Genomic DNA, 22390 nt, shown 5'->3' on the forward strand with positions numbered 1-22390 from the left:
ACAAGGATGTAAACTACCCGTTTCCTGTTTGTAAACTGAAAAGTTCTTACGGAACCTGCTCATTCATGGCAAACTAGAGGTAACAAAGGAAGAAAGTAGGGAGCCCTATGAATAATAAGCAGGTAGTAGAAAATGAATTAGTTATTTCTTTAGATAAAATGGATGAAACAGAAATGATGGCACTTTGCCAACAATATATTGCGGCTATTGATGATAGCCAAGTCCTCTTCGCTTTACTGAAAAAAGTTCAAGCCTCAAAAGCAGCAGTAAGTAAATAAAAAACAAACCGGCATCTTATGTATTGATGTTCCCCTCAGCGAAAGCGAAAGGCGCATTGATCAACAGGAAAAGATGCCGGTTATTTTTTGATTTGTTTGAGTCTTTTTAAAAACTTTTAAAGGACGTTTAATAGTGCGATTAATCCATAGACGATCAAAGAGGCTATTCCTAGAGGAACAATGCGTCGGACTATAATCTCTTTCAAGCGCTTGCCTGCTTGTCGTTCTTTTTCATAGTTAGGATCATGAGCGTGTGCTTTAAATTGCTGAGGAGAACGAGAAAAGATCAAGCCATTGGTCATCGATAAAACCCATCCAATCAACGCCATGAAGAACGAAACAAAAATGATTGCCAGTAAAAGTAGTTGCAAGAGCTGCATGGTGTTGCTACCTCCTTTTCGTCACCATTTTTTCACTTCTAGTTTACCACCTTTTGAGACGTTTTGGGGTCTTTGTTCCACGTGCCCTTTCTTTTTTTTCCCTATCCCTTATAATAGAGATATTTATAAACGAGTTTTTGTTTCGTGCAGCAGAAAGAAGGGGTTCTTATGGCAATCACAAAAAAAATCATTCAATCACCTGAAGATTTCCAAACGTTGGATCGTTTGATCAAAGAAATCTGGCCAGAAGTGTTTACACCTATCATTGGGTCCGATCAAGTCGCGTATATGCTGGCTCATTACCAATCACCAGCAGCGATTCAAAACGAAGTCCAGCAAGGAGCAGTCTATCTTTTGTTATTAGAAGGAGACCGAGCAGTAGGATATACAGCGTATGAAGAAACGCAGCAGCAGATTTATTTAAGTAAATTGTATCTCCATCAATCCACTAGAGGCAAAGGCTATGCCAGCCAAGTCTTTGATTGGTATGAGGAGATCGCCTCAGGAAAAACACTGCATTTAAACGTCAACAAACAAAACCAGCAAGCGATCGCTGTTTATGAGCATCGCGGCTTTACGCGTGTTTCTGAACGTACTGTTACGATTGGTTCGGGGTTTGTGATGGATGATTTTATTTATGAGAAGAAGATGGTTTGAAGGCGAAGGTGCGCAGCAAGGAGAAAACTGATGGAACTCACTGCCGAGAATAAGTCATTTAGTAAGAAAGAATGGCAACTATTTCAGTACGTATTAAATCAGCAAGCAGAAGTCTGTTCGATGTCTATTCGTGAGTTGGCGGATGCAACAAAAACTAGCTCAACGACTGTTCTGCGGTTTTGTCGAAAATTTGATTGCGGAGGTTTTTCAGAATTTAAAATCAAATTGAAAAGGACGTTACAGAAACAAGGAAAGACTGATCGATTATTCAAACAAGATAAAAAAGCCCTGCACTATTTTTTTGAACGTATGGATGAATCCTTCTATCGAGAAACATTATTAACGATTGCTAAAGGAATAAGCAAAACAAAACTTTTAATCTTAGCCAGTGACAGGGAATCGACACTTGCTTTGACCTATGCCCAACAAAAGTTTGCACGTTTAGATAAGATCGTGTGCGTAGAGGAAGAAACAACATCGATTAAATCCGTTTGGCGAACCTTAAGTAGCGAAGCCACGTTGCTGGTTTTTTCTAATAAAGGCGCCGATCCATTCCTTGAATCCTTGATTACTGAATGTACCACCGCTGGAATTTCGACCATTTCACTAACAAATCGTTCAACAACGTCAATTGCTAAACTATCTGAGCGAAATTTTGCTTATTATTTTTCCGATAATCAAGCAGCTGATTCATTGTCCTCACAAATTCCAGCCATTTATTTGGTGGAACTTTTATTTGATTTAGTTACAGATTGTGAAGATCGCTGAATAAATGAAACTACCTGCGCCTATCAGAGAAGTTCTTCTGATAGGCGTATTCTTTTGGCAATTTTTTCAATTAAATAGATTGCTGGTAGTTGAGAAGTCAGTTCAATGGTTTTCTCTTTTTTCTGACTGGCTTTAAAAATGGTCTCTCTTTCGATGTAATAAGGCACCGTTAAGTCGGATAACTGGCTGATGGTTGAATCTTCGGTATTCGTGATGGCAATAATCTGACAATCTTTTTGATTTAACTTTTGTAAGTATCGAATCATTTCTTGTGTTTCTCCAGAAATAGACAAAACAATGATACCGGTTTTGCACAATATGTCTTCTGGAAACCAGTCGATAGGATAATTTGAGGGATCGTCAACTTTTAATGCCGTTTTTCCCAAGTCAGTAAAATAGAGTGCGCCATATTCCGCAATCGTTTCAGATAAGCCTGATCCAATAAATAGCACGAAGCTTTTGTTCTTAAGAATCTCTGTTGCTCGATCGATTCTTTCAGATAAAAAGGGCTGGTTTACTCGCTTCAAGAAATCAATTGTTTGGGATTCATCACTATCGGATATTTTAGATTTTACGAGAGAATCTAAGTAAAAGCGCAAATTGATCTTAAATTCAGTAAACGTATTACATTCAAATTTCTTGCAAAAGCGGCTAATACTAGCAGTACTGGTATGGGTCTCTTTGGCAAGTTCTTTCATCTTCATTTTAGACACTGAAGCCAAGTTTTTTGATACAAATCGGTAAACCTCGTATTCTAGTGCAGTAAGTTCAGGATTGTAGTCAAGAAAAAGCATGACGCACCTCCGTAACAAAGTGTTTTTTTTGTGGAACAAATGACAAGGGATGAATACGTTTTCTATTTTGGATTATAACATTATATTGATTTTACTTCATGCTATACTTTCGTTGTTCAATAATGTAAGCGGATGCTTCGCTTAGTAAAAAAGGAATTGTAGGAGGGCGACATGGCGTATAATTTTTCGAAGGACTTTTTCTGGGGTGCAGCAACAAGTGCGACACAATCAGAAGGAACGATTGCTGGAGACAATAAAGGAGAAAACATTTGGGATTATGCATCAAAAAACTATAACCATCGGTTTTTTGAAGGAGTTACAACAGAACATACATCAAGGTTTTATCAGGAAATGGAAGCGGATTTGGATCGAATGGCGGCACTTTCTTTTAATTCTTTTCGGACTTCGATCTCTTGGTCACGTCTTATTCCCGAAGGTACAGGGGAAGTTAATCCAGAAGCTGTTGACTTTTATACCAGAATGCTTGATGGGTTAAATCAAAGAGGCATCAAACCGTTTATCAATCTTTATCACTTTGACATGCCAATGAAATTACAAGAAATCGGCGGATTTGAAAATCGTGAGGTCATCGAAGCGTATCGGGCGTATGCAAAAATTTGTTTTGATCTATTTCATGAGAAAGTTGCTTACTGGTTTACCTTTAATGAGCCGATGATTCCAGCAGAAGCCGGCTATTTGCATGACCGACACTATCCTTATGTAGTTGATTTTAAACGAGCGGCGCAAGTACTTCACCATATCATCCTTGCTCACTGTGAGGCAGTTAAGGTCTTTCGACAAGGAACATATCAAGGAAAAATCGGTATCATTATGGATGTGATTCCAGTTTACCCAAGAAGCCAGCATCCTGCCGACTTAAAAGCAGCGGAAATGGCAGACCTCTTCTATACTCGCTCGCTTAATGAAGCGATTTTAAAAGGTCGTTACCCGCAGGAGTTAAAGGCTATTTTAACGCGCTACAACCAAATGCCACGAGTGGAAGAACAAGATCTTGCCTTGATTGCTGAAACAACGATTGATCTGTTAGGAATCAATTATTACCGTCCACGGCGAGTGAAAGCCAAAGAATCTTTGCCTAATCCCGAGGGAGTTTTCTCACCAGAATGGTTTTACGATGATTACGAGATGCCTGGCAGAAGAATGAATACTTCAAGGGGGATTGAGATTTATCCTCATGGCTTGTATGATATCGCTAAAAAAATCCAGTTAGAATATGGGAATATTGATTGGTTTGTTTCAGAAAATGGCATCGGAATCCAGGGAGAAGAAACATTTATCGAAGGGGGGCAAGTGCAAGACAACTACCGAATTGCTTTTTTAAAAGAGCATTTAATTGAGCTTCATCAAGCAATGATGGAGGGGAGTAACTGTCTGGGGTATCACATGTGGACATTTGTGGACTGTTGGAGTTGGCAGAATGCGTTCAAAAACCGCTATGGCTTTTATCGTCTGGATTTAGAAACGGGAGAAAAAACGATGAAAAAGTCTGGTCTATGGTTTAAAGAAGTGATTCAAAAAAATGGTTTTTCAAACGAATTTTAGGAGGGTTTTATAATGAAAGTTTTAGACTCGGTTGCAATGAAGTTATTACCGGTTGCCAATGCTATTGGACAGCAGCGGCACTTGCAGGCAATTCGAAATGGGTTGATTTCTATTTTGCCGCTCACGATCGTTGGCTCTTTTTTCACCATTATTTTAAATTTGCCGATTCCTGGCTATACCGAATGGGTCGCTCCTTATTTACCGGCACTTGACATTCCTTTTCGATTTACGGTGGGGTTAATGTCTCTTTATGCCTCATTTACGATTGGCTCCAACTTAGGTGCCAGTTACAAACTCGATCGAATAACAAGTGGGTTTTTATCCATGTTAGCGACGATTTTAATGGTCGTTCCGATCAATTTGGCGGAAGGCATCAGCACGACAGGAGATGCCGTACTTGCAGGAAGGTATTTACCCATCGCTTCACTTGGATCACAAGGATTATTCGGTGCGATCATTGCGGCGCTAGTTTCAGTAGAGATTTATCATTTTACAAAAGCAAAAAATTTGGAAATCAAGATGCCAGAAGGCGTACCGCCTGTTGTAGGCGAATCCTTTGCGGCACTCCTACCAACCTTGCTGGTTATCTTAGTCTTTTGGATTCCGCGCCACTTTTTCGGCTTCGATTTAAATGGATTACTGACGATCGCCATCTCTCCTTTAAAAGGTTTCTTAACAGGCAATAATTTGGTTGGCGGAATCATCACACAATTTGTTATCTGCGTTTTCTGGGTATTGGGTATTCATGGCCATGCCGTTTTAGGACCCATCATTCGTCCATTTTGGGATCAAGCAATTTTAGAAAATGCGGAATTATTCCAAAACGGTATGTCTGCCTTTGATCTACCAAATCTTTTTACCGAACAATTTTATCAATGGTATGCGCAAATGGGTGGTACTGGATCAACGCTTGCATTGGTTGTTTTGTTTATGTTCTCTCGTTCAAACTATTTAAAACAATTGGGTCGTCTTTCCATTTTACCAGGGATTTTTAATATTAATGAACCGATGATCTTTGGGACGCCAATTGTGATGAATCCACTGTTGGCAATTCCGTTTATTCTTGTGCCAATCGCTAATACTATCTTAGTCTATATCGTTACCGCTTTAGATTGGATGCCTAAGATGATGGTCAAACCACCATTTTCGATTCCCGCACCTCTTGGCGCATTGATTACCTCAAATTGGAATTGGGTTGCTTGTTTGATGGTCTTCGTCTGTTTCTTCGTTTCATTAGCGATTTACTATCCATTCTTTAAAGCATTTGAGAAACTTCAAGTGGCGCAAGAGCTAGAAACAGCTAAAGAAGGTGAGTAGAATGGTTCTAGTAGTGAGTTGTTTGCTCTTGATTTTTCTGACCCATCTTCTTTTAGAAAAAAATAATGCCAAAATCACGCTGGCTTTTTGGAAACTATTACTTGTTTCCTTACTTTTCTTACTCAGTTTGTTTTTCTTGTTGATCCGCACTCCTTTGGCACCAGTTTTCATTTTGTTACTTATTATCAATTGTACCGTCATCCAAAATCGTTTTATGTATCAGTATCGACCGAAAGGACAACGATAGGACGCTTGATGGTTACTGTAGGAAATGTTATTGCGAAAAGATTATTCTATCTACTGTTTAAAAAACTATTTACGAACCCAGATCCTCTGTGCTATTATCCTTGTATAAACATTATAATGTTATAAACTAAGGAGGCAATTATGAAAGGGTTTGTAGAATTTATTGAACAGAAGTTGATGCCGATTGCAAATAAAGTGGGGATGCAACGGCACATGGTAGCGATTCGTAAGGGGATCATCGCTACGTTACCATTAACGATCGTTGGGTCTTTCTTCACGATCTTACTGAATTTTCCCATCGAATCAGTCGCTGCGGTGATCGAACCGTATCGGGAAGTTTTGGATATTCCCTTTCGTTATACAGTCGGATTATTGGCATTGTATGCAACATATGGGATTGCTTCATCGCTAGCCAAAAGCTACAAGCTGGATTCATTGACTGCGGGTATCTTAGCAACGATGTCCTTTCTTGTAACCGCTGCACCACCGTTGCGAGTCTTTGATTCTGTGGAAGGCATCATTGATGCGGGACGTTATATCAATGTGGCAAACTTAGGCTCAGGCTCTTTGTTTGGCGCGATCGTCACGGCAATCTTGTCCGTTGAAATCTATCGTTTCTTTATCGTAAAAAACATTACCATCAAAATGCCAGATGGCGTGCCACCAGAAGTGACGAATTCATTCATGGCGTTGATTCCTGGAGGAGCGATCCTGATTTTGTTCTGGGTGATCCGTCATATGTTAGGCTTTGACATCAATGGCTTTTTAAGTAACTTGTTGATGCCGTTAAAAGACGTGCTAGCGGGTAACAGCTTGTTTGGTGGTTTATTGACTGTCTTCTTGATCTGTTTCTTCTGGGTACTGGGGATTCATGGACCAGCCATCATGGGTCCTGTCATTCGTCCATTCTGGGATATTTCAATTGCTGAAAATATGGAAGCGTTCCAAGCATCTGGCAATGCGCATGAATTGCCTAATATTTTTACGGAACAATTTTTACAATGGTTCGTCTGGATCGGTGGAGCCGGTACGACCTTGGCGTTGGTCGTTTTGTTCTTCTTCTCCAAATCAAAATACTTGAAACAATTGGGCCGTTTGTCCATCTTGCCAGGCCTATTCAATATCAATGAACCAGTGATTTTCGGTGCACCGATCGTAATGAACCCAATCTTAGGTATTCCTTTCTTGGTGGCACCGTTGATTACGACAACGATTTCTTACTTCGCGACCATTACGGGCGTCGTACCGATGATGGCTGCCAGACTTGGGTTTGCCATTCCAGCACCAATCGCCGCCTGGATGAGTACGGACTGGAGTATCGCAGCAGCGATTTTAGTGATCGTCAACTTCTTTATTACACTCGCAATCTACTACCCATTCTTTAAAGTCTTTGAGAAACAGCAGATTGCCCGCGAACAAGAAGAAGAAACAGCCGCTTAAGCAAGAAAAAAAGAGTGAGGTGCAAACATGGGGATTTATGCCATTTGTTTATTTTTTGGTTGTCAATTTTGGTTAACAAAATCAGCACAAGGGAAAAAAATTCAAGAAGTGCCGTTTTGGCGGATGCTTTTGTTCGGGATTCTTGGCGTTGCTGCAGCGATCCTACTGAGCCGTCAGTTTCCGTGGGGACCATTTTTGACGATAACGGCGACGATTGTTTGCAGTTCGCTTTTACTGACACGTTTTACTGCTTTTTATGAAGAAATGAGGATGAGATAAGTTGAAAAGAAAACTAGGAGTATCGGTGTATCCCGATCACAGTGATTTTGAAACAGATAAAGCCTATCTGCAATTAGCCCATGATTATGGCTTTAGCCGCATTTTTATGAGTATGTTGGAAGTGAGTGACGGCAAAGAAAACGTGCAGAAAAAATTTAAAGCGTTGATTGATTTTGCCAAAGGATTAGGCTATGAAACGATTTTAGACGTGGCACCAGCCATCTTTTCTGAACTAGGCATCTCCTATGATGACTTGACCTTTTTCCATGAACTAGGTGCCGATGGGATTCGTTTAGATTTAGGCTTTGACGGCAATAAAGAAGCGATGTTGACCTACAATCCCTTTGGTTTAGCTGTTGAATTGAATATGAGCAATGATGTGGCGTATTTAGACAATATTTTGACCTATCAAGCCAACATTCCTTACTTATATGGCTGCCACAATTTCTATCCGCAAGAAGGGACTGCCTTGCCTTATGATTTCTTTGAAAAATGCAGTCGTCGTTTCAAGGAAAAAGGCATTCGAACCGCCGCATTTATCTCTTCTCAAACGGGAACGATCGGACCTTGGGATATCAATGATGGCTTACCGACCTTAGAAATGCACCGAAGAATGTCTGTAGAAACTGCCGCAAAGCATTTGTTTGCCACAGGCTTGATCGACGATGTCATTATCGGAAATGCTTATGCTTCTGAAGCAGAATTGGCAGCGCTAGGAGCGATTGATTGCTACCAGACCGCATTTGCGATTGAATTTGTGCCTGAAATCAATGAAGTTGAACGCCAAATCGCCCTGGACGAGCAGCATTACCGTCGAGGCGACATCACCGATCGGATGATCCGTTCCACAGAAGTTCGTAAAAAGTATAAGAACCATGACAATCCTGTCCATGACCACGAAGGCGTCTTTCAACGAGGGGACGTTGTGATCGGCAACGATCGTTTTGGCAAGTACAAAAACGAGCTGCAAGTCGTGCTGGAGCCTCACTCAGATCCACGAAAAAATAAAATCGGTTCGATCGTCGAACAAGAGTTCGTTCTGCTGCCCTTTATCCATCCTTGGTCGAAATTCACTTTCACAGAGAGGAAGGTGTAACGAAATGTTTGATATGATTATTCGTCAAGCCCGCACGATCGATGAAGAAGTATTTGATATTGGGATTCAAGACGGCAAAATCACTGCTCTGGCACCCACATTGCAGGAGCAGGCGAAACAAGAGCTGACCTTAGCAGAAGGGGAGTTCTTGTCAGCTGGTTGGATCGATGACCATGTCCATTGTTTCGAGGAAATGACGCTCTATTATGATTATCCAGACGAGATCGGTGTCAAACAAGGCGTCACGACCGTTATCGATGCGGGGACGACGGGCGCTGAAAATATCCATCGGTTTTATGATTTAGCCAAAGAAGCCAAAACCAATGTCTTTGCTTTAGTCAACATTTCCAAATGGGGGATCGTAGAGCAGGATGAACTTGCGGATCTGTCAAAAGTCAAAAAAGAATTGGTCAAAGAAGCACTGCAGAAGTTTCCTGACTTTATCGTCGGGATCAAAGCCCGAATGAGCAAAACGGTGATCGGCGAAAATGGCATCACGCCGTTGAAATTAGCGAAAACGATCCAAGCTGAAAATCAACCGCTGCCTTTGATGGTCCATATTGGTTCAGCACCACCGAATTTAGCAGAGATTCTCGCTGAATTGGAAACAGGCGATGTGGTAACCCATTGCTTTAACGGCAAAGCCAATGGGATTTTGGATCAGACAAACCAAACCATCAAGCCTTTCGTCTTTGCTGCCTATGAAAAAGGCTTGGTCTTCGATATTGGTCATGGGACAGACAGTTTCAATTTTGATGTGGCGGAGACGGCCTTTGCCAATCAGCTGAAGGCTTCTTCCATTAGTACGGATATCTACATTCGCAATCGTACCAATGGACCAGTCTTTGATTTAGCGACGACTATGGAAAAATTAGCGGTCGTAGGGTATGATTGGCGTGAGATCATCGAAAAGGTGACCAGTGCCCCTGCGAAGCAATTTCATTTACAAAACAAAGGCGAGATCGCATTGGGATATGATGCTGATTTTACGATTTTCCGCTTTGAAGCGGGCGAAAAGGAATTGACGGATTCTAACGGCAATCGCCGAATCACGACACAACAGATCGTGCCGCAAAAAGCGGTGATAGGAGGGAAACTTTTTGACACTGAATATTGAAGAATTAGGCTTGAAAGAAGTCATCAATGCTTCTGGCAAAATGACGATTCTTGGTGTCTCGAAAGTCAGCGAAAGTGTGCTTGCAGCCCAGCGCTATGGCGGGGAGCATTTCTTTGAAATGGCAGATCTAGCAGAAAAAACCGGTGCCTATTTAGCAAAATTGTTGAAAACGGAAGATGCGCAGATCGTTTCTTCCGCTTCAGCGGGAATCGCCCAATCAGTGGCGGCACTCATCGGTCAAGGAGACAGCTATCATTTGTACCACCCATACAGTGAGAAAATCAGCAAGCGGGAGATCATTTTGCCCAAAGGCCACAACGTAGATTATGGCACACCGGTGGAAGTGATGGTAGCGCAAGGCGGCGGGAAAGTCGTAGAAGCAGGCTATGCCAATATGTGCACACCCGAGCACATTGAACAGATGATCACGCCCGAAACAGCGGCGATCCTCTACATAAAGAGTCATCACACCGTTCAAAAAAGTATGCTAACGGTAGCAGAAACGGCCCAAGTTGCCAAGGCACACGATCTTCCATTGATCGTTGATGCGGCTGCTGAGGAAGATTTGTTTGCCTATACCCAAGCTGGTGCTGATTTAGTGATCTATTCAGGTGCGAAAGCACTGTCAGGACCAAGTGCTGGCTTAGTGATCGGCAAGCAGCCCTATGTCTCTTGGGTGCGCCTGCAATCCAAAGGTATTGGTCGAGCAATGAAAATCGGTAAAGACAATATTCTCGGATTTACTCAAGCCGTGACGGATTATCTAGCGGAGGGAACAGAATCTGGCGCTTCGATGCAAGAGCGCCTACAACCATTTATTGCGGCAATCAATCAAATCACTGGTTTCGAAGCAAAAATCGTTCAAGACAGCGCCGGCAGAGACATTTATCGAGCGAGTGTCAAAGTGAAAGAACCAAGTGCCAAAGCAGTGATTGACGCGCTAAAAGCGGGAGAACCAGCGATTTATACCCGTGAATACCAAGCCAATAACGGCATTATTGAATTTGATATCCGAGCAGTCAATGAACAAGAAATGGCAGTGATTACTGATCGCTTACAAGAAATTATGTTAGGAGCAACCAAAAAATGAAAACTGCACCCAATTATTTCGCTGACCGTGTCTGTCTAAATGTGTTAGCAAACTCCATCGACAATGCGAAAGCTTGTTACGAAGCAGCAGAGGGCAACATCGTCCTAGGTGTTTTATCAAAAAACTATGATAGTGACGAGGCGGCTATCGCTGACATGAAGAACTACCAAGCGGCAACAAATAATGCCCTTTCTGTAGGGCTTGGTGCTGGCGACCCCAATCAAAGTGAAATGGTCTCCCGAATTTCCGCTGTTCTTCAACCACAGCATGTTAACCAAGTGTTCACGGGAGCGGGGACCTCACGAGCTTTGCTAGGACAATCTGAAACGATCGTCAATGCCCTGGTTTCACCAACGGGAAAAGTCGGCTATGTCAATATTGCGACTGGTCCATTGAGTTCACAAACTCCAGCTGCAGAAGTCCCAGTCGAAACAGCGATCGCTTTATTAAAAGACATGGGCGCTAGTTCTATCAAGTATTTTCCAATGAAAGGGTTGGCTCATAAAGCAGAATATCAAGCGGTAGCCGAGGCTTGTGCTGCGAATGATTTTTATTTGGAACCGACCGGCGGTATCGATTTAGAAAACTTCGAAGAAATCTTGCAGATCGCTGTTGATGCAGGCGTGAAAAAAATCATTCCGCATATTTACAGCTCGATCATCGATGGAGAAACAGGGGACACACGCCCTGGAGATGTACAGACATTAGCAGAAATGACGAAAAAGGTGTTGGCAGCAGCCAAATAGGGGGGATCAATGATGCGGATCGGTGCTTACGGTGAGGTAATGATGCGGTTGACGCCACCAGAATATCGAACATTGGAACAGACTCACTCTTTGCGAATGGATTTTACGGGAACAGGGGTCAATCTGTTAGGTAATTTGGCGCATTTCGGCTTGACGACGTCGATGCTGACACAGGTGCCAGCCAACCGATTAGGAGATACGGCAAAAGCCAGCTTGCGTTCCTATGGAATCCAGACGGCATTTGTTGGCAAAAAATACAGTCATATCGGCAGTTATTTCGCCGAGATCGGCTACGGCGCTCGTCCGACCTATGTGACGTATCAAAATCGCCATCATAGTTCCTTTGGCGTTTCTGGTCCAGAAGAATATGCTATCGATGGATTTTTAGAAACGGTCGATCTCATTCATATTTGCGGGATCTCTCTTAGTTTGACTGAGAAAACCTGGCAAACAGCTTTGGCTTTGGCGAAACAGGCCCATGCCAAGCAGATTCGCGTCTGCTTTGATTTCAACTTCCGTCCAAGCTTGAATGAAGAATTAAATCGGGAGGTACTGAAACAACGGTATGAAACGATCCTACCCTATTGTGACCTAGTTTTCGGCTCTGTCCGTGACTTGGAGGAGCTATTGGCTTATCCCTTAGAGGAAACAGAAGGCGCAGAGCTTGCGTTGATCCAATCCTTTATTGATCAGTATCAACTCGAATGGTTCTGCGGGACACGGCGTCTAGCCGTGGAAGACAAGCAGTTTATCAGCGGAAGGATCATTACGGCACAAGATGCCTATGAAACGGCACCGCAGCTGCTGCAAGTATTGGATCGGATCGGGGCAGGGGATGCCTATGCTGCTGGCGTATTATTAGGCTACGCCGAAAAATGGTCACTCCAACGCACCGCTGATTTTGCTATCACGAATGCAGTATTGGCTCATACGATGCTGGGAGATGTCCCCTTAACCACCAAAGAACAAGTGGAACAAGTCTTACAGGCACCTGGGAAAGACTTGATTCGCTAGAAAAAACACTTGCGTCCTTCTCTTGATGGATGACTGCGCAAAAGTACACCAATCGGCTGCTTTTGCGCAATCATTCACCGCTTTTAGGAGAAGGACGCAAGTGTTTTTATTGTTTTAAAAAGGCTTCTACTTTTTTCTCAGGGATCACCCACAACAATAGCACGAGACTATCCAGTGTGATGATGAATAGGGGATGGATCAGCCAGCCGAGGAGCAATGCCAGCACGTTGATAAACAACGTAAAGTAGAGTTTCTTGTATCCGCGAAACAGTTCTACGATGGCTTGATTATCAGGGTTGGCACGCACCAAGGACTTTCCTACAAGGAAATAGCTGAAATCCGTCAATAAAATGACAGCCCCGTATAGCAGCTGAGGGGCAAGAGCGACTGGATAACGACTGACCCATGACGTTACAAAAGGAAAGAGGGTCAGTGCCAGGATCAACAAATGATTCGCCCACAAGGTCCAACCGTCGATTTTAGACACTACTTGAAACAGATGATGGTGATTGTTCCAGTAGATCGCTAACATCACAAAGCTGATCAAATAAATAATAAATTGCTGTTCCACTCCTAAAAAAGAAGCAAAGGTATCGCCTTCGGGCTGGTGCAATTCCAATACTAATAAGGTCATTACGATCGCAATGACCGCATCGGTAAAGGCTTCGATTCGATTTTTTGACATGTACATCCATCCTTTTAAGTTTCTGTTTACTGGATCAGTGTACGCGATTGTCAGAAATTCGTCGAATGATTATTCTCGGGACAAAAGCCAACGTTCCAGCTATTTCGCAATTGGCCCATTGCCTAGTGCACCGAATAAAAACAAATCGATCGCTTCTGGCATCTTGTCTTCTTTTTCTGGTGAGTCCAAATGAGCCGCCATCAGTACTAACAATTGACTGGTGACAAATTCTGGGTCGACATCCGAACGGAGATTGGAATCACTGCGACGAAACAAGTCAAGAAACGGTTCTTTATAATTTTTCCGCCAAAGCAAGTACAGTTTTTTAGAAGTGTCCTCAGAAACGGTATGCTGAATGTCGTGCATCATCATATAAAAATTGATCCGATGCCGACTTCTTAAAAAAAGAAACATGTTCAAGATTTTTTCAGAGATCGTCAAGGAAGTATCTTCAACGGTCTGATTTAGCTTTCCAGAAACCTCTTGTGCCAAAGAAACCATCACTTCATAATAGATGGCTTCTTTGCCTTTGAAGTGATAATAAAGATTGGGTTGCGTGATGCCGACGGCTTCTGCGATCTGTCTAGTAGAAGTTGCTTGATACCCCTGCTGCATAAACAGGTTCTCTGCCACTCGTAATATTTTTTCTCGCAAGTTCAAAGTCAGCCCTCCCAACGTTCCTGACGAAGCATTTTTTTCGCGGTAAACAAAAGTTGGATTTTCCGTTGTTTCGGTACCGCTGTTTTTTCAGCAAATACTTGATAGTTGTTTTTGCGAATCACAGTCAAGATTTCCCGATAGATCAAAGCAGCTGCTAATAGAGCTTCACGGCAATCTTCATCGATTTGCGGCATCATGACAAAAGATTCTTGATAAAGCGTCTCTGCCAGTTGCGCCTCGTGTTCCCACATCTCGATAAACTGTGGATTTTGATTGCCAGCGGCTAAAGCCTCTCGCGAAAGGTTGTATTGCGCCAAGACCGTTTGCGGCAAATAGATGCGGCCCATCCGCAGATCCTCGCCAATATCACGTAAAATATTGGTGCGCTGCATCGCTTCACCCAATTTGATGGCGGGCTCTTGAATCGCAGCGGCTGCTTGCGAGAGAATCGGCAAGAGCATCAGACCTACACTGCCAGCTACGTAGTAACTATAGTCAGAAAGCTCTTTTTCAGAGGTGGGCTGCTGGAAGTCAAGGTCTTGTTTTTGCCCCACCAATAGGTCGAAAAAGGGTTGAAATTGCAGATCAAACTGTTGGAAAGAAAGGGTCAATGCCCGCCAAATGGCTTCATCAGGATCTTCTTCCTGGATGGCTTGCGGCAAGTCGATTGCATCGTCTGATACTTGTTTTTGCATTTCTTCCAAGCGTTTTTTCATGGCTTCGATCAACAATGGGTCTTGCTTTTCATCGACGGCATCATCGGCACGTCGGCAAAAGGCGTAGACGGCATAGACGGCGCGGGCTTTGTCTTTTGGCAATTGAGAAAAGGCGGTATGAAAATTTTTCGAATGCTTTTTTATGATGGCCTCACAGTATAAAAAATCGTTGTCGTATTCATCAAAGACGCTTAATGATTTAACGGTCATCTTTTAACAACTCCTCCACAGCTAACTTGGCACTTTGCATCACGATTGGCACACCCGCTCCTGGATGCGTACTGCTGCCGCAGAAGTATAGGCCTTCTGCATAATCAAATTTATTATGGGGACGATAATAATTGCTTTGGGCTAAGGTCGGTTTCAAGCCAAATGTCGCACCGTTGTAGGCATTGAACCGATCATTGAACGTATCTGGCGTATACATTTTTTCATACACGATGTGTTCATCGATATCCGTAAAGATCGTTTTTTCTTTTAATAATCCAATGATCTGCTGGCGGTAGCTTTGGATCGTTTCATCCGTCCATTGATCAAATTTAGATAATTCAGGTACTGGGACTAAAACATAAAGACCTTCTTGACCATCAGGTGCTAAGGAAGCATCTTTCAGGGTTGGGCGATACAAGTAGAAGGAAGGATCTTCTGGCAGCTTACCAGCCTCGAAAAGATCATCTACATTGCGTTTGAAATCATTGGCAAAATAAATGCTGTGGAGTGCGCTATCCTCATATTTTTTGTCCAGACCTAAATAAAGCAAGAAACAAGAACAAGAGTAATCCATCGAAGCGATTTTTTGATTGGTGTATTTGCCGCGTTTTGATTCATCAGGAATCAAGCTTTCCATGGCATAAGGAAAATCAGCCGCACAAATCACGGCATCTGCGGTGATCGTTTCTCCATTGACACGAACGCCTTTGGTTTGCTTGTTTTCGATCAATAATTCATCGATCGGCGTATTGTAATGGATCGTACCGCCTAATTCTTGGAACAAACGTGCCATACCAGTGGCTAACGTATACATGCCGCCTTTGATGAAATAGACCCCATACATCAACTCGATCATAGGGATGATCGTATAAAGGGACGGCCCTTGGTAAGGGGAGACACCGATATACAAGGTTTGAAACGCCAATGATTTACGCAGGCGATCATCTTTGACAAATTTAGAAATGGAAGAGTAGGCGTCACTAAACGTTCGCAGCTTTAACCCTGCCCATAATGATTTGGGATTGTAAAAATCTCGCCATGTCCGAAACGACTTGGTGATGAAGGACTCTTTGGCGATCACATAGCGTTTGTAAATATCTGCTAAAAAGGCAAAATAGCCTTGAGCATCTTCTTCTGAGATCGCTTCTAGCGTTTTGGTCAATTCTACTAAGTCATTTGAGAAGGTCAGCGGTTCGTCTTGGGCAAAATACAGCTGCAGCATCGGATCGACTTTCTCCATAGGAATATAGTCATTCGGATCAACGCCAGCAAATTCAAACACTTCACGATAAATTTCAGGCATCATCACGATGGTGGGGCCCACATCAAAGGTAAAGCCGTTTTCCTTGATCTGATTCATTTTGCCCCCAGGTTGACCTTCTTTTTCGTAGAGGGTGACGTCATAGCCAAGTTTTTGCAAACGGACAGCAGCAGCTAATCCTGACACGCCCGCACCGACAACAATAATTTTTTTCATGCTTGCTCCTTCTGCGAATCATCTGATTCGGCTTCTTTTTTCGTGTGTTCTTTTTCTTCTAAAACGCCATCTTTCATGACGAGAACCCGATCACAATAATCTGTTAAACGGGTATCATGGGTCACCATAATGGTGGCTTTTTGTTTTTCTTTGGTTTCTTTTGCTAAGATTTTGACGACTTCGACGGCTTTTTTTGAATCAAGACTCGCCGTTGGTTCATCTGCCAATATGATGGTGGGATCATGATAGAGCGCTCGGGCAATAGCCACACGCTGTCTTTCACCACCAGAAAGTTCATCGGGGTATTTGTTCTGCAGCTTTTCGATCCCAAGTTGTTCAAACAATTCAGTTGCTGATTGCTCTTGGGTTTCTTTGCTGACCTTATCCACTAATTGGAGTTGCTTTTTGACCGTCAAAAAAGGGACAAGGTTGGAAGCTTGTAAAATAAAGCCGATCTTTTTGAAACGAGTTTTTGCCCGTTGCTTTTCTTTTTGTTTACTGAAGGGTTCGTCATTGATAAACACTTCGCCTTCAGAGGGGGCTTGCAGACCACCGGCGATCGTTAGAAAGGTGCTTTTCCCAGAGCCAGAAGGACCGATGATGGCGACAAATTCGCCTTTTTCTACCGAAAAGTTGGTTTCTTTCAAGGCTTCAATTGTCGCGTCCCCATCTTTAAATGATTTTTTGACTTGTTTGAATTCAATGGCACTCATGTTTTTTCCTCCTATCCGATTGCTTTCAATGGGTCGATTTTTACAATCGTTCGCACCGAGAAGAAAGCACCTAGCATCGCGATCAGAATCATCATGACACTGATACTAGCAAAGAATAATAGATTGATTTGGAATGGCACTGCCGCAGGTAACACGAGGGCGGTACCGATCGTTGCCAAACCACCGATCAAAACACCCGAGGTTGCCAATAAGAACGTTTGGGCGATCACCGAAAAAGCAATGTAGCGGCTAGAGATCCCTTGAGCTTTCATGACACCAAATATTTCTGATTTTTGCATCGTTAGCACATAGATAAAAATACCGATAACGATGGCAGCGATCACGATCAAGAACCCGATCATAAAGCCAAAGGTCAGCACTTGTGCGTTGTAACCAGGCAATTCATTAATAAATTTGCTGATATCCGTAGCGACCAGATCATCTGGCACTTCTTTGATTTTGCCGCGAGTCACGATCGCGTTGATACGGGCATTTTCAGAATCATCTTCTTTTTCAAAACGAATTTCTTGATAAGCACCGATCGAGGTGTAGAGGACCGGAGCGACACTGAAGCGGGCGTTATCTGTAAAACCGACGATTTTCAATTTTTTGTCACTGCCTGCTAATTTGATGGTGTCACCAATGGAAATCCCGTATTCTTCCTCAATACTGCTGTCGGCGACCGCTTCATCATCTGAAGCAAACATCTCGCCATCGGTAATATTGGGTGCTAAAAATTGATCTGGATCAATGCCGAAAAAGGTGACATCGACTTTTTCACCGTTGTCTTCTTTGGTCACAACTCCAGCGGTTTGCGCCAAAACTGCTTTTTCTGGTGCATCGACTTCATCATAAAGACTGCGAGGAAGCATCGACATGTTTAAATTATCATTTGCTTCTTCGGTCAACAAAATTTGATCTGCCTCCCATTTGTCGACCGCCATCCGATTATCTTGAGCCAACCCATAAGCTAACCCAGTTAAAAAAAAGACCAAATAGGCGATTAAAAACATGACCCCTGTGACTAGGGCGTAACGCAATTTGGAATGGCGTATTTCATTGATTGCCAAAAACATAACGATTCCTCCTAATATTTTATCACTTGATAAAATAAAAATACCATTTTTTTTATTTTCAGCAAACTATCTTGCTTACAAAGAGTAAATTCGGTGAAAAAAGGAAGGTTATTTAGAAGGGGCGTCTGTTGATTGAAGAAAACCACTTGCTGCCCTTTGATTTGAATAGGCGCGTAGGAGCAACGAAGGAGCGGGGGTTTTTAGTGGAGAAAGAACGTTTAGAATAACAGTAAAAGCCCTCTGATTCAGTGCAGACACAACTGCGGCGCTGAATCAGAGGGTTCCTATTTGAAGTCTGGTGCTGGATCAAAGTGTCAATCGTCAGTTTCTTTGCTTGTAGCGATAACTAACGGCACGATTTTTTCAAAGGAGTGACGGAAGCTTTCAGGTCGTGCTAATTTTTGATAGATGATCGCCAAACCGTCTTGGTTTTTGCGATAATCCAACCAAACCTTCAGCTCACTTTGAGGACCGTATTTCTTTGAAATGTACTGATACGCTTCATGATGCAATTGTTCTAAATCTGTCAGCTGCTTTTTCTCATAAGCAAAAAGCAAGGTACGCTTGAGGATTCGCTCAAAATTTAAGTCGCGATCGGCTTCGGAAATAATTTTGCCATAAAGCGAGCGCGGCTCATAGGGCAGCGAAGCACGATGGTCTTCTACTGCTTCGCCGATCATTGAAATGACTGGAGGAGAGAAAAAGCGTGGCAACACAGCATCTTGTTCAACGATCTTGCGGGAATTGCTTTCGTGGTTTTTGCGGCCATAGAGCAAGCCGATATCATGGTAGGCAGCTACCGTATAGACGATATTCAGGTCAACGGGCAGTGTTTCAGCAATATCAAAACTATTTTGGATCACTTGGTGGACGTGCGCTGGTGAGTGACTGCTATCCAATTGGTTGTATTGCGGGATGATGGAGCTTTCAATATAGTGCTTTAGTTGTGGATCAATCGGTGCATCAATCTTCATTTGTCTGGTTCTCCTGCCTTTCATGTGCTAGATGAGGGGGAATTGAGCCAGTGCCAAACCGATCAATTGTTGCTAGACCTAGCGGCTGACGACAAAAGCCAAAGGGCTGTCCATCAATGGTGATTTGCTGCTTGAGCCACGGAAGGTAACTGATGGTATTGGTTGGATCGCCAGCAGCTGCTTGTTCCATATTCTGCCATTCATTCGACGTAGAAATCGTTGCATCACCTTTCAATAAGCCCTGCCAAATCACCTGGATCTCCTTGGGACAAAGGTTTCCTGCCATTGATGACAGCCCGTTAAACCCTAGTGCGACCTTTTCCGCCAAGTCCGCTTCACCACCAGCATAAAAGCGAAAATCGGCAGCCGTCTTTGTTTTTAGTTGAGGCACTCGCTCCTTCCTGCCAGCTTCTTTTAAGCCGATCACCCGAGGGTCAGCGATCAAGGTCAAGATACTTTCTGCAGATAAATCAAAGCCCGTGCGGCGGGGATTGTTGTATAAAATAACTGGTTTTTCGCAAGTATGGATCAATCCCTGAGCATAGAGCACAGCTTCCTTTTGGGTCAGGCAAAGATAAGGGGGAAAGCCTAAAACCACACCATCGATTCGGGGATTTTTGCTAATTGCTTCTGCCAACGCGAGCGTTTCATGAAATACGATGCCAGCTAAACCGAAGAGGACTTCGAAATCGGCTGCCCAGCTGGTTTCTTGCGCTAAGGCATGTAGAAGCTGCTTTTTTTCTGTTAAGGTCAATGAGTGCTGTTCACCGGTGGAGCCGCACACCAAAACCGATTTGATCCCTTGCTTTTGCAGTTGCAAGATATGAGCGATCGTCCTTTTCGTGTCAAGTCTTTCTGCATGATCAAATGCTGTTGGGACGGCGACATGCAGTGAGTGATTCAATGAAGTCATCCGATTCATCCTTTCTTGTGATACGTTTAGCCAGCGATATTCTTCTTGCTTCTGGTGCAAGCCAAGGAAGACGAAACAACTGATTATCCACTAAGTGTAGCAAACTTCTCGTTTCAGCAAAAGGCTTAGCAAAATATTTTTCAAACGGTGGTTGCGTTTTCAAATAAAGCATGGTATTATGCAAGTAATAAAACAGGCATGTGACTGGTAATGCAGGCAGGACCTATAAAAAACATGGAAGGGATCGTTGGATTCCGTTCAATGTTTTTGTAGGTGCTGCCTGCTTTTTTCTTTGTTTGGCCAACAAAGGAAAACTAATTAAAGGAGAAGAAAATTATGAATGTAAAAGAAACGGCAACTGCCATCGTTGAGTTGATTGGCGGAAAAGAAAATATCGCACATTTGGAACATTGCTCCACACGCTTGCGCTTTACCTTAAAAGACAATAGCCTCGTACAAAAAGATGCCTTGGAAAAAGTCGATGGCGTGATTGGGGTGCGACAAAATGTCCAATGCCAAGTCATCATCGGCAATGATGTCGTCGAAGTGTATGATGAGGTTATGAACGTGTTAGGTCATGAGCTAACAGCGGATGGAGGAAGTGAAGGCAAACAAAAACAATCGTGGGGTGCGGTCCTGCTTGATTTTATTATCTCGATTTTTCAACCGTTGATTCCAGCGGTCGCTGGTGGGGGCGTCTTGAAATCCTTACTGTTACTTGCTTCTGTCACTGGATTGATGGACAATACGAGCCAGACGTATCAAATTTTGAATCTGATCGGTGGCGCACCATTGTATTTCTTACCGATTTTAGTGGCGATCACCACGGCAAATAAATTAAAGGTCAACCAATTGGTGGCGGTTTCCGCTGTCGGTGCCTTGATTTTGCCTGAACTAACGACACTATTGACAGATGGCGCAGCGTTCATGGGCTTCGGTTTACAAAATATCGCCTATGCGTCACAAGTATTTCCAGCAATTTTAACGGTTTTATTTTACGCTCAAATTGAAAAGCTATTTACCCGAATCTCACCAAAACCGATCCGTATCTTCTTTGTTCCGATGATGAGCTTAGTTATTACGGTTCCAGTTGCTTTATTGATTTTAGGCCCATTAGGCTTTGAAGTCGGAACGATTTTTTCAGCAGCGATCATTTGGCTGTATGCCCATTTAGGTTGGGTGGCAACAGGGATTTTAGCCGCTGTTTTACCATTGATGGTGGTTACTGGTATGCACAAAGCCATGATTCCCTATGCTGTTTCGTCCATGAGTGAGATGGGGGCAGAGCTGTTATACTTGCCTGCCTCATTGGCACATAACATTGCAGAAGCTGGTGCTTGTTTTGCGGTGAGTGTTCGGACCAAAGACCAAAAACTTCGTTCAACCGCTGTTTCTGCAGGCATCTCCGCCCTTTTTGGCATCACCGAGCCTGCTTTGTATGGGGTGACGATCCTGCATAAACGAGTGCTTTACGGCGTGATGGCTTCCAGCCTAGTTGGTGGAGCGGTGGCTGGTTTGTTTGCCATCAAGGCCTTCGCATTAGTTGGCCCTGGTCTAGCAAGTATCACTATGTTCGTGGATGAAGCCAACCCGATGAATCTTGTGTGGGCATTGGTCACGTTAGGGGTATCCTTTGCTGTTTCTTTTGTCCTTGTCCTTTTCTTATTCAAAGACAAAGCGGTAGAAAATAAGACGACGGTTGCCGATTCCAAAGCCGAAGTATTGAGCAAACCAGTAGATGGGCAAGTGGTAGCTTTATCTGAAGTCAACGATGAAGTCTTTTCAAGCGGTATGATCGGAGAAGGGTTCGGGATCATTCCGACGTCTGGCGAATTGATCGCACCAGAAGATGGCGAGATCACGATGTTGTTTGAAACCAACCATGCGATCGGGTTAAAAACCCGTAATGGCGCAGAATTGCTCTTTCATATCGGCTTGGATACCGTTCAACTAGAAGGCAAACACTTTACCCCTTACGTAAAAGCGGGGGATCAAGTGAAACAAGGGCAACCGCTGATCCAATTCGATCTAGATGCCATCAAAGCAGCTGGTTTTGATCCAATCGTGATCTGTGTGGTCACCAATCAAGAAAACTTTACGGTCAAAACGATCGAATCAACCGATGAGCAAAGCGACCAAGGTGTCCTATCGATCGCACCGCTCGTCTAAACAAATGAGCAA

24 protein-coding genes are annotated in these 22390 nt (G+C 43.3%); 14 read left to right on the forward strand and 10 right to left on the reverse strand.

What is annotated here, in order from left to right:
* The first annotated feature begins 107 nt into the window (after nt 1-107).
* Nucleotides 108-278: a hypothetical protein gene (locus tag IGI69_RS05995; RefSeq protein WP_005225698.1), complete on the forward strand. Its 171-nt coding sequence runs from the start codon at nt 108-110 to the stop codon at nt 276-278.
* A 116-nt stretch (nt 279-394) separates the two neighbouring features.
* On the opposite strand, the gene IGI69_RS06000 is transcribed toward IGI69_RS05995, so the two are convergent.
* Nucleotides 395-658, reverse strand: coding sequence for a hypothetical protein (locus tag IGI69_RS06000; protein ID WP_438740053.1), 264 nt, complete (start codon nt 656-658; stop codon nt 395-397).
* 168 nt (nt 659-826) lie between these two features.
* On the opposite strand from IGI69_RS06000, the gene IGI69_RS06005 reads away from it, so the two are divergent.
* Together IGI69_RS06005 and IGI69_RS06010 are read left to right on the forward strand one after the other, a co-directional pair.
* Complete coding sequence (locus tag IGI69_RS06005; RefSeq protein ID WP_010747938.1) at nt 827-1315, forward strand: GNAT family N-acetyltransferase; 489 nt, start codon at nt 827-829, stop codon at nt 1313-1315.
* 30 nt (nt 1316-1345) lie between these two features.
* Entirely contained in the window at nt 1346-2083 is a 738-nt protein-coding gene (locus IGI69_RS06010; protein ID WP_438740055.1) for a MurR/RpiR family transcriptional regulator, read from the forward strand.
* 23 nt (nt 2084-2106) lie between these two features.
* Here the strand turns inward: IGI69_RS06010 and IGI69_RS06015 are convergent, their stop codons facing one another.
* Nucleotides 2107-2877, reverse strand: coding sequence for a MurR/RpiR family transcriptional regulator (locus IGI69_RS06015; RefSeq protein WP_016620488.1), 771 nt, complete (start codon nt 2875-2877; stop codon nt 2107-2109).
* A gap of 171 nt (nt 2878-3048) precedes the next feature.
* Between IGI69_RS06015 and IGI69_RS06020 the strand changes: the two genes are divergently transcribed.
* The 10 genes from IGI69_RS06020 to IGI69_RS06065 all read left to right on the forward strand — a co-directional run bounded on the left by IGI69_RS06020 (nt 3049) and on the right by IGI69_RS06065 (nt 12785).
* Entirely contained in the window at nt 3049-4440 is a 1392-nt protein-coding gene (locus IGI69_RS06020; RefSeq protein ID WP_010747941.1) for a glycoside hydrolase family 1 protein, read from the forward strand.
* 12 nt (nt 4441-4452) lie between these two features.
* Nucleotides 4453-5757, forward strand: a complete 1305-nt coding sequence (locus tag IGI69_RS06025; protein WP_121261710.1) for a PTS sugar transporter subunit IIC — start codon at nt 4453-4455, stop codon at nt 5755-5757.
* 1 nt (nt 5758) lies between these two features.
* A complete protein-coding gene (locus IGI69_RS06030) occupies nt 5759-6004 on the forward strand; it encodes a hypothetical protein (protein WP_010747943.1) in 246 nt (81 codons plus the stop codon).
* A 140-nt stretch (nt 6005-6144) separates the two neighbouring features.
* Complete coding sequence (locus IGI69_RS06035) at nt 6145-7443, forward strand: PTS sugar transporter subunit IIC (protein ID WP_005225702.1); 1299 nt, start codon at nt 6145-6147, stop codon at nt 7441-7443.
* A 27-nt stretch (nt 7444-7470) separates the two neighbouring features.
* Nucleotides 7471-7722 carry a hypothetical protein gene (locus IGI69_RS06040; RefSeq protein ID WP_438740059.1) on the forward strand — a complete coding sequence of 84 codons (252 nt, stop codon included), beginning with the start codon at nt 7471-7473 and terminating at the stop codon, nt 7720-7722.
* 1 nt (nt 7723) lies between these two features.
* Nucleotides 7724-8818, forward strand: a complete 1095-nt coding sequence (locus IGI69_RS06045) for a DUF871 domain-containing protein (RefSeq protein ID WP_438740061.1) — start codon at nt 7724-7726, stop codon at nt 8816-8818.
* Nucleotides 8819-8822: 4 nt separating this feature from the next.
* Entirely contained in the window at nt 8823-9935 is a 1113-nt protein-coding gene (locus tag IGI69_RS06050) for an amidohydrolase/deacetylase family metallohydrolase (protein WP_438740063.1), read from the forward strand.
* On the forward strand, nt 9919-11025 hold the full coding sequence (locus tag IGI69_RS06055; RefSeq protein WP_438740065.1) for a DgaE family pyridoxal phosphate-dependent ammonia lyase: 1107 nt from the start codon (nt 9919-9921) through the stop codon (nt 11023-11025). The genes IGI69_RS06050 and IGI69_RS06055 overlap by 17 nt, the downstream gene beginning before the upstream one ends.
* A complete protein-coding gene (dagF, locus tag IGI69_RS06060) occupies nt 11022-11771 on the forward strand; it encodes a 2-dehydro-3-deoxy-phosphogluconate aldolase (RefSeq protein ID WP_438740067.1) in 750 nt (249 codons plus the stop codon). The genes IGI69_RS06055 and dagF overlap by 4 nt, the downstream gene beginning before the upstream one ends.
* Before the next feature lie 9 nt (nt 11772-11780).
* Nucleotides 11781-12785: a sugar kinase gene (locus tag IGI69_RS06065; RefSeq protein ID WP_074535650.1), complete on the forward strand. Its 1005-nt coding sequence runs from the start codon at nt 11781-11783 to the stop codon at nt 12783-12785.
* A gap of 106 nt (nt 12786-12891) precedes the next feature.
* On the opposite strand, the gene IGI69_RS06070 is transcribed toward IGI69_RS06065, so the two are convergent.
* From IGI69_RS06070 to IGI69_RS06105, 8 genes are all read right to left on the reverse strand, one after another.
* A complete protein-coding gene (locus IGI69_RS06070; protein ID WP_074535651.1) occupies nt 12892-13470 on the reverse strand; it encodes a TMEM175 family protein in 579 nt (192 codons plus the stop codon).
* A gap of 99 nt (nt 13471-13569) precedes the next feature.
* Nucleotides 13570-14130, reverse strand: coding sequence for a TetR/AcrR family transcriptional regulator (locus IGI69_RS06075; RefSeq protein ID WP_010747950.1), 561 nt, complete (start codon nt 14128-14130; stop codon nt 13570-13572).
* 2 nt (nt 14131-14132) lie between these two features.
* Nucleotides 14133-15056 (reverse strand): phytoene/squalene synthase family protein, encoded by a 924-nt coding sequence (locus tag IGI69_RS06080; protein WP_081116731.1) that lies wholly within the window; start codon nt 15054-15056, stop codon nt 14133-14135.
* Entirely contained in the window at nt 15046-16533 is a 1488-nt protein-coding gene (locus tag IGI69_RS06085) for a phytoene desaturase family protein (protein ID WP_005235239.1), read from the reverse strand. Before IGI69_RS06085 ends, IGI69_RS06080 begins: the two co-directional genes overlap by 11 nt.
* The gene (locus IGI69_RS06090) at nt 16530-17246 is read right to left on the reverse strand and encodes an ABC transporter ATP-binding protein (RefSeq protein WP_005225713.1); all 717 of its coding nucleotides are present in this window, start codon (nt 17244-17246) and stop codon (nt 16530-16532) included. Before IGI69_RS06090 ends, IGI69_RS06085 begins: the two co-directional genes overlap by 4 nt.
* 11 nt (nt 17247-17257) lie before the next feature.
* A complete protein-coding gene (locus tag IGI69_RS06095; RefSeq protein ID WP_005235249.1) occupies nt 17258-18322 on the reverse strand; it encodes an ABC transporter permease in 1065 nt (354 codons plus the stop codon).
* 314 nt (nt 18323-18636) lie between these two features.
* Nucleotides 18637-19296 carry an HD domain-containing protein gene (locus tag IGI69_RS06100; protein ID WP_438740070.1) on the reverse strand — a complete coding sequence of 220 codons (660 nt, stop codon included), beginning with the start codon at nt 19294-19296 and terminating at the stop codon, nt 18637-18639.
* The gene (locus tag IGI69_RS06105; protein ID WP_438740072.1) at nt 19286-20209 is read right to left on the reverse strand and encodes a dihydrodipicolinate synthase family protein; all 924 of its coding nucleotides are present in this window, start codon (nt 20207-20209) and stop codon (nt 19286-19288) included. The genes IGI69_RS06100 and IGI69_RS06105 overlap by 11 nt, the downstream gene beginning before the upstream one ends.
* Nucleotides 20210-20545: 336 nt before the next feature.
* Between IGI69_RS06105 and IGI69_RS06110 the strand changes: the two genes are divergently transcribed.
* Nucleotides 20546-22378: a beta-glucoside-specific PTS transporter subunit IIABC gene (locus IGI69_RS06110; protein ID WP_438740074.1), complete on the forward strand. Its 1833-nt coding sequence runs from the start codon at nt 20546-20548 to the stop codon at nt 22376-22378.
* The last annotated feature ends 12 nt before the right edge of the window (nt 22379-22390 follow it).

Source organism: Enterococcus sp. DIV1083b, from assembly GCF_051713705.1.
Lineage (GTDB): Bacteria > Bacillota > Bacilli > Lactobacillales > Enterococcaceae > Enterococcus_D > Enterococcus_D casseliflavus.

Bases quoted from the DNA above. Each gene is read 5' to 3' on its own strand.
- IGI69_RS06080 (WP_081116731.1), bottom strand. From the start codon at position 15,056: ATGACCGTTAAATCATTAAGCGTCTTTGATGAATACGACAACGATTTT.
- IGI69_RS06025 (WP_121261710.1), top strand. From the start codon at position 4,453: ATGAAAGTTTTAGACTCGGTTGCAATGAAGTTATTACCGGTTGCCAAT.
- IGI69_RS06020 (WP_010747941.1), top strand. From the start codon at position 3,049: ATGGCGTATAATTTTTCGAAGGACTTTTTCTGGGGTGCAGCAACAAGT.
- IGI69_RS06070 (WP_074535651.1), bottom strand. From the start codon at position 13,470: ATGTCAAAAAATCGAATCGAAGCCTTTACCGATGCGGTCATTGCGATC.
- IGI69_RS06000 (WP_438740053.1), bottom strand. From the start codon at position 658: ATGCAGCTCTTGCAACTACTTTTACTGGCAATCATTTTTGTTTCGTTC.
- IGI69_RS06010 (WP_438740055.1), top strand. From the start codon at position 1,346: ATGGAACTCACTGCCGAGAATAAGTCATTTAGTAAGAAAGAATGGCAA.
- IGI69_RS05995 (WP_005225698.1), top strand. From the start codon at position 108: ATGAATAATAAGCAGGTAGTAGAAAATGAATTAGTTATTTCTTTAGAT.
- IGI69_RS06035 (WP_005225702.1), top strand. From the start codon at position 6,145: ATGAAAGGGTTTGTAGAATTTATTGAACAGAAGTTGATGCCGATTGCA.
- IGI69_RS06015 (WP_016620488.1), bottom strand. From the start codon at position 2,877: ATGCTTTTTCTTGACTACAATCCTGAACTTACTGCACTAGAATACGAG.
- IGI69_RS06040 (WP_438740059.1), top strand. From the start codon at position 7,471: ATGGGGATTTATGCCATTTGTTTATTTTTTGGTTGTCAATTTTGGTTA.
- IGI69_RS06090 (WP_005225713.1), bottom strand. From the start codon at position 17,246: ATGAGTGCCATTGAATTCAAACAAGTCAAAAAATCATTTAAAGATGGG.
- IGI69_RS06065 (WP_074535650.1), top strand. From the start codon at position 11,781: ATGATGCGGATCGGTGCTTACGGTGAGGTAATGATGCGGTTGACGCCA.
- IGI69_RS06005 (WP_010747938.1), top strand. From the start codon at position 827: ATGGCAATCACAAAAAAAATCATTCAATCACCTGAAGATTTCCAAACG.
- IGI69_RS06030 (WP_010747943.1), top strand. From the start codon at position 5,759: ATGGTTCTAGTAGTGAGTTGTTTGCTCTTGATTTTTCTGACCCATCTT.
- IGI69_RS06100 (WP_438740070.1), bottom strand. From the start codon at position 19,296: ATGAAGATTGATGCACCGATTGATCCACAACTAAAGCACTATATTGAA.
- IGI69_RS06050 (WP_438740063.1), top strand. From the start codon at position 8,823: ATGTTTGATATGATTATTCGTCAAGCCCGCACGATCGATGAAGAAGTA.
- IGI69_RS06085 (WP_005235239.1), bottom strand. From the start codon at position 16,533: ATGAAAAAAATTATTGTTGTCGGTGCGGGCGTGTCAGGATTAGCTGCT.
- IGI69_RS06105 (WP_438740072.1), bottom strand. From the start codon at position 20,209: ATGACTTCATTGAATCACTCACTGCATGTCGCCGTCCCAACAGCATTT.
- IGI69_RS06095 (WP_005235249.1), bottom strand. From the start codon at position 18,322: ATGTTTTTGGCAATCAATGAAATACGCCATTCCAAATTGCGTTACGCC.
- dagF (WP_438740067.1), top strand. From the start codon at position 11,022: ATGAAAACTGCACCCAATTATTTCGCTGACCGTGTCTGTCTAAATGTG.
- IGI69_RS06110 (WP_438740074.1), top strand. From the start codon at position 20,546: ATGAATGTAAAAGAAACGGCAACTGCCATCGTTGAGTTGATTGGCGGA.